The following is a 7,037-nucleotide window of genomic DNA, read 5'->3' as shown; positions in this document are numbered from 1 at the left end:
ACCCCCCCTTCCTGTCATCGATAGACTTACTCTCCCCCTTCTTCCTCGTTGGGGGGGGGGGTGGGGGGGGGGGGGGGGGCGGTTTCCCCCCCCCCCCCCCCCCCCCCCCCCCCCACACACCTCACGACGTCAGCGCCTCACAGCACCAGCGACAGCAGCATGACGAAGCCCAGCGCCACCACCGAGATCACCGTCTCCATCACCGACCAGGTCTTGAGGGTCTGCGGGACGTCCATCCCGAAGTACTCCTTCACCAGCCAGAACCCGGCGTCGTTGACGTGCGAGAAGAACAGCGAACCGGCGCCCACCGACAGCACCAGCAGCGCGGTGTGCGAGGACGACATGCCCTCGGCGAGCGGCGCGACGAGACCGGCGGCCGAGATGATCGCCACCGTCGCGGAACCGGTCGCGACCCGGATCAGCACCGCGATCAGCCAGGCGAGCAGCAGCGCCGAGATGTGCCAGCTCTTGGACCAGTCGAGGATCATCTGACCGACCCCGCAGTCGATCAGGGTCTGCTTGAAGCCGCCGCCCGCGCCGACGATCAGCAGGATGCCCGCGATCGGGCCGAGCGAGGCGTCCACGGTCGAGGAGATGCGGTCCTTGCTGAAGCCCGCGGCCCGCCCGAGGGTGAACATCGCCACGATCACCGCGGCCAGCAGCGCCACCAGCGGCGTGCCGATGACGTCGAAGATCCGGTACGTCAGGCTGCTCTGGTCGTCCACGATCACGTCGACCAGGGCCTTGGCCAGCATCAGCACCACCGGCAGCAGCATCGTGCAGGTCGTCGCGGCGAAGCTCGGCCGCCGCTCCAGGTCGTCGGAGGCGCGCGCGGGCGTCATCCGCTCCGGCGGTGTCACGTCCACCCAGCCCGCGGCCACCCGGCCGAAGAGCGGACCCGCGATGGCGAGCGTGGGTATCGCGACCAGCACGCCGAGCGCGAGGGTGATGCCCATGTCGGCGTGGATGGCGCCGATCGCGGCCAGCGGGCCGGGGTGCGGCGGCACCAGACCGTGCATCACCGACAGGCCGGCCAGCGCCGGGATGCCCAGTCGGATCAGCGACTGGCCGCTGCGCTTGGCGACCAGCAGCACCACCGGGATGAGGATCACGATGCCGATCTCGAAGAAGAGCGGCAGGCCGACCAGACCCGCGATCAGGGCCATCGCCCACGGCAGCCGTTTCTCGCTGGTACGGGCCAGGATCGTGTCGACGATCTGGTCCGCGCCGCCGGAGTCCGCGAGCAGTTTGCCGAGTATCGCGCCGAGCGCGATCAGGGTGCCGACGCTCGCCACGGTCGAGCCGAGGCCGGTCGAGAAACTGGTGATCGTCTTGGCCAGCGGCGCGCCCGCGACGGAGCCGAGCACACCGGAGCCGATGGTCAGGGCGAGGAAGGCGTGCACCTTCCAGCGGGTGATCAGCAGCACGATGACGGCGATACCGGCCAGGGCGGCCAGTGCCAGGCGGGTGTTGCCCGCGTCGGTGATCGGGGACGGATCGGCGGCCAGCAGCTCCACGCTGAGTGCGGACACGGAGGACTCCAGGGGGAAGGACGGGGACAGGGGGGGAGGGGGTTCGAACGGGTGGGGCGGGTCAGTCCGACGACGTCAGCGGGGTACGGCGGCGAGCGCGCGGTCCGCGATCTCCCGCGGGCCGCCCTCGATCGTCACGACCGCGCCCGCCTCGTCCGGCTCCAGCGGCTCCAGCGTCGCGAACTGCGAGCGCAGCAACTCGGACGGCATGAAGTGCTGCATCCGCGCGGCCAGTCGGGAGGCGATCAGCTCCGGGGACCCGTCCAGGTGCAGGAAGAACAGGTCGGGCGCGCTCTGACGCAGGTGGTCGCGGTAGCGGCGGCGCAGGGCGGAACAGCTCACCACCCCGCCCTTGCCCTCGCGTTGCGCGATCCACGCGCCGATGGCGTCCAGCCACGGCGCCCGGTCGGCGTCGTCCAGCGGGTGACCGGCCGACATCTTGGCGATGTTGGCCGCCGGGTGGAAGTCGTCGGCCTCGGCGTACGGGACGCCCAGCCGATCCGCCAGCAGGCCGCCGACGGTCGACTTGCCCGAACCGGAGACCCCCATCACGACGACGACGGGGGAGTGCGGTGGGCGCGGGGAGCTGGTCATGCGCTCGAACCTCCTTGTGCAAGCGGTCGGGGACACTCAACGCCATAGGTACTACTTATTCAAGAGTCTGTGATGTAAAAGTCACATGACTGTGCTGCCGCATAAGCTGTCCTCATGCCTCAGCAGGAAGCACCGCGGGACGACGCCGGGGGTCTGCACGCCCGTGTTCTGGCCGAACTCGGCCCCGCCATCGCCTCGGGCGACTACCCGCCAGGGACGGTTCTGCGCATCGACGAACTGGAAACGCGCTACGGCGTCTCGCGCACCGTCGTCCGCGAGGCGGTCCGGGTGCTGGAGGCGATGCACCTCGTGGAGTCCCGCCGCCGCGTCGGCGTCACCGTGCTGCGCAGCGAGGAGTGGAACGTCTTCGACCCGGCCGTCATCCGCTGGCGCCTGGCCGGCGCCGACCGCCCCCGCCAACTGCGCTCCCTCACCACCTTGCGCACCGCCGTCGAACCGGTCGCCGCGGGGCTCGCCGCGACCGCCGCCGGTCCCGCCCAGTGCCGCGAACTCACCGTGCTGGCCGCCGAGATGGCCGCCGCCGCCCGCGCCGCCGACCTCGACGCGTACCTCGTGCACGACGTCGCCTTCCACCGCGTCGTCCTCGACGCCTCGGGCAACGAGATGTTCGCCCGCCTCGGGGACGTCGTCGCCGAAGTCCTCACCGGCCGCACCGAACACCATGTGATGTTCGCCGAGCCCGACCCCGCCGCCGTCACCCTCCACGTCCGCGTCGCCGAGGCGATCCGCTCCCGCGAAGCCGCCGCCGCCGAGGACCTGATGCGCGAGATCTGCGTGGGCGCCCTGCACGAGTTGGACATCCTGGCACCCTGAAAATCCGTTTACCCGCACGGCCCGGCAGTGCTGCACTAATACGCGTGACCGCTCGTCAACCCGCCCCGCCGCAGCCCTTCCGCTGGGCGCTGTCCTCGTACGAGGGCCGCCCGCCGGACCGCCTCGGCACGCTCGCGGACGGCTCGGAACCCGTACGGCTGTGGCACCTTCCGGCGCTCACACAGTGCACGGGCAAGGTGCTGGCCCGCTCCCGCGCCGCCGACCTCCGCTTCGTCGGCCGCTCGCTGGACAGCATGTACGACCTGCTCACCGGCGCGCTGGAACACGCGGACCGCCCTGGCGGACTCCTGCGGCTCCCCCTGTCGATCCGCCGGTCCGCCCGCCTCCCGCAGCCCCAGCGGGAGCGCTTGCGCGAGCACCTGGCCGCGGCGGGCCTCGAACCGCGCGCCCTGGCCCGCCGCAAGCGCCCGCTGGCCGTGGTCGACGTGGTCCACAGCGGCTCCACCTTCGACGCGCTCCACCGTGAACTTGCCGCGTGGATCGCCGAGAGCCGCGAACCCTGGTCGGTGATCCGCCGCAAGCTGCGCTACGTCGGGGTGACGCCCCGCGGCAAGAGCGGCCCGAACGCCGACCGCTGGCAGCAGTCGCCCGATTCCGCCCGCTGGGTGCGGACGCTGCCCGCGGGACACGTGGTCAACGTGTCGCTGCCCTGGCCCGAATGGGGCTGGTACGGCAATGCGCAGCCCAAGCTCAACGGCACCTTTCCGCCGAGCCGCTGGTTCGACGAGGACGCGGACACACCCTGGTACCACCAGGCGCTCCCGCAGGCGCTGGCCGAGTCGCTGGCGCTGGTGGAGGCCGGCCGAAGCCGTACCGTGCGGGACGGACTCGTGCGGACCGTCGCGGGCGAGCCGGGCTTCGCCGACCGGGAGGTCCGGGCGCTGGTGAGCGTGCTGCGACGACGCTGAGGGGCGCGGCGGGCGCGCCTCACCACAGCTGGGCGCGTCACCACACGAGGGCGCGCGTCACCACACCAGCGCCGCGCCGAACACCGCGAGCGCCACCGTGCAGCCCACCACCGCGACGGCGGCGCCCGGCGCCATCACCGCCGGGTGCGGCGCGCCGCCGAGCTGCTGAATCCTGCGGTGCGCCAGCCGGAGGAAGGCCAGGAACGCGAGCGCGGTCAGACCGATGGCCACCGCGGGGAGCGCCCCGCCCTCGTGGTGCAGCACCTGCCGCCCGGCCAGCACGGCCGTCACCGCGCAGGACAGCGTCGTACGCCGCCACGCCAGCCGCGTTCGCTCCGGCTGGAGCCCCGGATCCCGGTCGTCACCGGGTCGGCCGCCGACTCCCGACGGGCCGCCGTCCTGGCGGTCGTGGCTCATCCGGCCCAGCCGAAGAGCACCACGCACACCATCGCGACGGCGATCACCGCGATGGCGACGGCGAGCAGCGCGGGGAAGCGGGAGACGGGCAGGTCGGCGCCGCGGCGCATGGCGCGTTCGCAGCGGGCCCAGTGGTTGACCGCGCGCAGCGTGCAGGCGACGCCACCGGCCAGCAGGACGAGCGCCAGCGAGACCCGTACCCAGTGCGCGAGGTGGTCGGTGAGGAACTGGTCGACGGCGAAACCGCCGCCGATCAGGGCGAGCGCGGTGCGGATCCAGGCGAGGAAGGTCCGCTCGTTGGCCAGCGAGAAGCGGTAGTCGGGGGTCGTGCCCTCGTCCCGCACGCGGGCGGGGGCGAACCACAGACGTACGGAATCCCGCGCGGCACGCAGCCGCGCGGGCAGCTCCTGGGCGAAAGCGCTCACGTGTCCACACTAACGACCAGGTCGGAAGCGGGCGCGGGCGGTCACTTCCGGCGGGAGACCGCCGCGATGATCACGGCGAGCACCGCGGCCAGCAGCACCACGCCGACCACGGCGATCACCACATGGCCTGCGGAGCCGCCGCCACCGTCCTGCGGCGGCGCGACATCAGCGAGCAGCATCGGAGGACTCCTTCCTTCCGTCGGTCGCACGCGCGTCGGTCGCGCTCTCTTCGGTCGCGCCCATTTCGGGCGGACTCTTCTCGGGCGGCCTCTTTTCGGTCGCGCTCGTCCCGGTCGGCCTCGTCCCGGTCGGCCTCGTCCCGGTCAGGTCCGCCCCGGCCGCCGGGCCCCGCTCCCCGAGCCCCAGCACCAGCATCAGCAGCACCGGGAACTCCAGATACGCGTGGTAGCTGGCCACCGCCGCGTACAGCGACCTGCCCCGCGTGTAGTCGCTGACGAACAGCACCGACAGGGCCGCCGCCCCGCCGAGCCCCAGCGCCCAGGCCCGCACACCGCGCAGCACGGGCGCGCGCCGCTCGAACGCCTCGGTCGCGTCCGGCGCGTACCGCGGCATGAACCACACCCACACCACGTAATGCATGGTCTGGAGGAAGGCGAAGACCGCGACGAAGCGCAGCCCGGCGTGCGTGTGCTGCCAGGCGGGCGGGGTGTACGACAGCGCCAGCCGGTCCGTCCAGCCCGAGCCCGCGCCGAGCAGACCGTCGAGGGCGCCGGACAGCAGCAGCGCGGGAATCACCAGCACCCACCCGCACTGCACCGCCCGGAAGGCGGCACGGCCGCGCGGCATGGCGCGCGACCACTCCCACAAGAAGAGCAGCGGCACCACATTGTGCAGATGGGCCAGCACCACGAAGTGGTAGGCGGGGAAGGCCAGCGACGCCATGGCAGCGCCCGCCAGCAGCGCGCAGGAGGCGGCCAGCGGTACGGGCCTGGTCCGCAGCGCGTGTACGCACGCCGCGGCGAGCAGCAGGTACGCGAGCAGGATCTCGGCGGTACGGGTGCCCGAGGACGGCGGCAGCAGGCGGCACACGACGATGCCGGTGATGAGCGCGCCCAGCAGCCGCAGGAACGGGCCGTGCAGGACGCCTTCGAACCGGCCGGTCACGTACCGCAGTTCGAGCACATTGTGCAGAATGCCGAAGACCGCGAGGCCCAGCACGGCCGTGCCCGCGGGCAGCCGCAGCGAGACGGCGAGCGCCACCGCCGCCGCCAGGACGAAACCGGCGACCGGCAGCGTACGCCCCGCGCGTCCCGTATCGGCCGTGCCCGTATCGCCCGTGCCCGCACCGCCCGCCAGGGGCGCCCCCACCGCGCTGGCCACTCGTCCCCTCCCCGTGGCACGATCCGCCCGTGCCGTATCCGCTGGCCCTCGCCCTCACCCTGCTCGTCGAGGTGCCCTGCTACGTCGCGGCGGTCACCGCGGCGTCCGCCGTCCGACCGACGCGGACCGCTCTCGCGGCCGTCATGGTCAACTGTGTGACGCACCCGCCGCTGTGGTGGTTCCTGCGGCAGACGCACGGCGCCGCGTACTGGCCCGCCTTCGCCGTCGCGGAGAGCGCGGTCTGCCTCGTGGAGGGTCTGCTGCTCGGCCGACTGCTGCGGCTGCGGGGCCCGTTGCCGTACGCGGCCTCGGTCGCCGCCAACTGCGCCTCGGTCATCGCCGGTCTCCTGGTGGCCGGTTGAGCCGCCGGGCGGTCAACTCCCGTGCGTCGCACGCCATTCGAGCAGCCTGCGGTAGCCGTCGAGGCCGTCCGGCACCCACTCCCACTCGGTGAGCCTGGCGGCCAGCTCCTCCTCGGTGAGGAAGGTGTGCCAGGCCACCTCCTCGGCCTGCGGGGCGACCGGCAGTGTGCACCGCACCTGGTAGACCGACGACCACCACGTCCGCGGCCCGTCCTCGTAGAGGAATCGGAACAGCGGCTCGGGGCGCGGCAGTCCGCTCACCCCCAGCTCCTCCTCCGCCTCGCGCAGCGCCGCCTCCTCGTAGGACTCGCCCGCGCCGACGACACCGCCGACGAACATGTCGTAGAGGGAGGGGAAGACCAGCTTCTCCGCGGTGCGGCGGTGCACGAAGATCCGGTCCTCGGCGTCCCTGGCCAGGATGAAGACGCAACGGTGCCGCAGGCCCCTGGCGTACGCCTCGCCGCGCGGCGACCTGCCGACGACCCGGTCGTGCTCGTCCACGATGTCGATGATCTCGTCGGCGGACAGCGGGGGTCGCGGTGTGGGCTCGTTCATGGAGCCGATTCAACCACCGGCCGCCGGACCCGCCCCGGGCGCGCCCCC

10 protein-coding genes are annotated in these 7,037 nt (G+C 72.9%); 3 read left to right on the top strand and 7 right to left on the bottom strand.

The window, feature by feature from the left end:
- Window positions 1–137: 137 nt before the first annotated feature.
- Together ACZ37P_RS28795 and ACZ37P_RS28790 are read right to left on the bottom strand one after the other, a co-directional pair.
- The gene (locus tag ACZ37P_RS28795) at window positions 138–1,532 is read right to left on the bottom strand and encodes a GntT/GntP/DsdX family permease (protein WP_391048487.1); all 1,395 of its coding nucleotides are present in this window, start codon (window positions 1,530–1,532) and stop codon (window positions 138–140) included.
- Window positions 1,533–1,607: 75 nt separating this feature from the next.
- Window positions 1,608–2,126, bottom strand: coding sequence for a gluconokinase (locus ACZ37P_RS28790; RefSeq protein WP_355333353.1), 519 nt, complete (start codon window positions 2,124–2,126; stop codon window positions 1,608–1,610).
- A gap of 114 nt (window positions 2,127–2,240) precedes the next feature.
- On the opposite strand from ACZ37P_RS28790, the gene ACZ37P_RS28785 reads away from it, so the two are divergent.
- Together ACZ37P_RS28785 and ACZ37P_RS28780 are read left to right on the top strand one after the other, a co-directional pair.
- Window positions 2,241–2,960, top strand: coding sequence for a FadR/GntR family transcriptional regulator (locus ACZ37P_RS28785; protein ID WP_355333351.1), 720 nt, complete (start codon window positions 2,241–2,243; stop codon window positions 2,958–2,960).
- A gap of 44 nt (window positions 2,961–3,004) precedes the next feature.
- Entirely contained in the window at window positions 3,005–3,889 is an 885-nt protein-coding gene (locus ACZ37P_RS28780; protein ID WP_391161252.1) for a hypothetical protein, read from the top strand.
- A gap of 57 nt (window positions 3,890–3,946) precedes the next feature.
- Here ACZ37P_RS28780 and ACZ37P_RS28775 read toward each other — a convergent pair whose 3' ends face one another.
- The 4 genes from ACZ37P_RS28775 to ACZ37P_RS28760 form a co-directional block, all read right to left on the bottom strand.
- Entirely contained in the window at window positions 3,947–4,306 is a 360-nt protein-coding gene (locus ACZ37P_RS28775) for a DUF202 domain-containing protein (RefSeq protein ID WP_355333345.1), read from the bottom strand.
- Window positions 4,303–4,698, bottom strand: a complete 396-nt coding sequence (locus tag ACZ37P_RS28770) for a YidH family protein (protein ID WP_188283850.1) — start codon at window positions 4,696–4,698, stop codon at window positions 4,303–4,305. Before ACZ37P_RS28770 ends, ACZ37P_RS28775 begins: the two co-directional genes overlap by 4 nt.
- Before the next feature lie 74 nt (window positions 4,699–4,772).
- Complete coding sequence (locus ACZ37P_RS28765; protein ID WP_355333343.1) at window positions 4,773–4,910, bottom strand: hypothetical protein; 138 nt, start codon at window positions 4,908–4,910, stop codon at window positions 4,773–4,775.
- Window positions 4,897–6,072 carry a hypothetical protein gene (locus tag ACZ37P_RS28760; protein WP_467349293.1) on the bottom strand — a complete coding sequence of 392 codons (1,176 nt, stop codon included), beginning with the start codon at window positions 6,070–6,072 and terminating at the stop codon, window positions 4,897–4,899. Before ACZ37P_RS28760 ends, ACZ37P_RS28765 begins: the two co-directional genes overlap by 14 nt.
- A 29-nt stretch (window positions 6,073–6,101) precedes the next feature.
- Between ACZ37P_RS28760 and ACZ37P_RS28755 the strand changes: the two genes are divergently transcribed.
- The gene (locus ACZ37P_RS28755; RefSeq protein WP_391161247.1) at window positions 6,102–6,434 is read left to right on the top strand and encodes a hypothetical protein; all 333 of its coding nucleotides are present in this window, start codon (window positions 6,102–6,104) and stop codon (window positions 6,432–6,434) included.
- 12 nt (window positions 6,435–6,446) lie between these two features.
- On the opposite strand, the gene ACZ37P_RS28750 is transcribed toward ACZ37P_RS28755, so the two are convergent.
- Entirely contained in the window at window positions 6,447–6,989 is a 543-nt protein-coding gene (locus tag ACZ37P_RS28750) for an NUDIX hydrolase (protein WP_391048478.1), read from the bottom strand.
- Between the last annotated feature and the right edge of the window lie 48 nt (window positions 6,990–7,037).

This window comes from Streptomyces sp. NPDC024632 (genome assembly GCF_055559175.1).
This window is presented reverse-complemented; position numbering and strand designations above follow the sequence as displayed.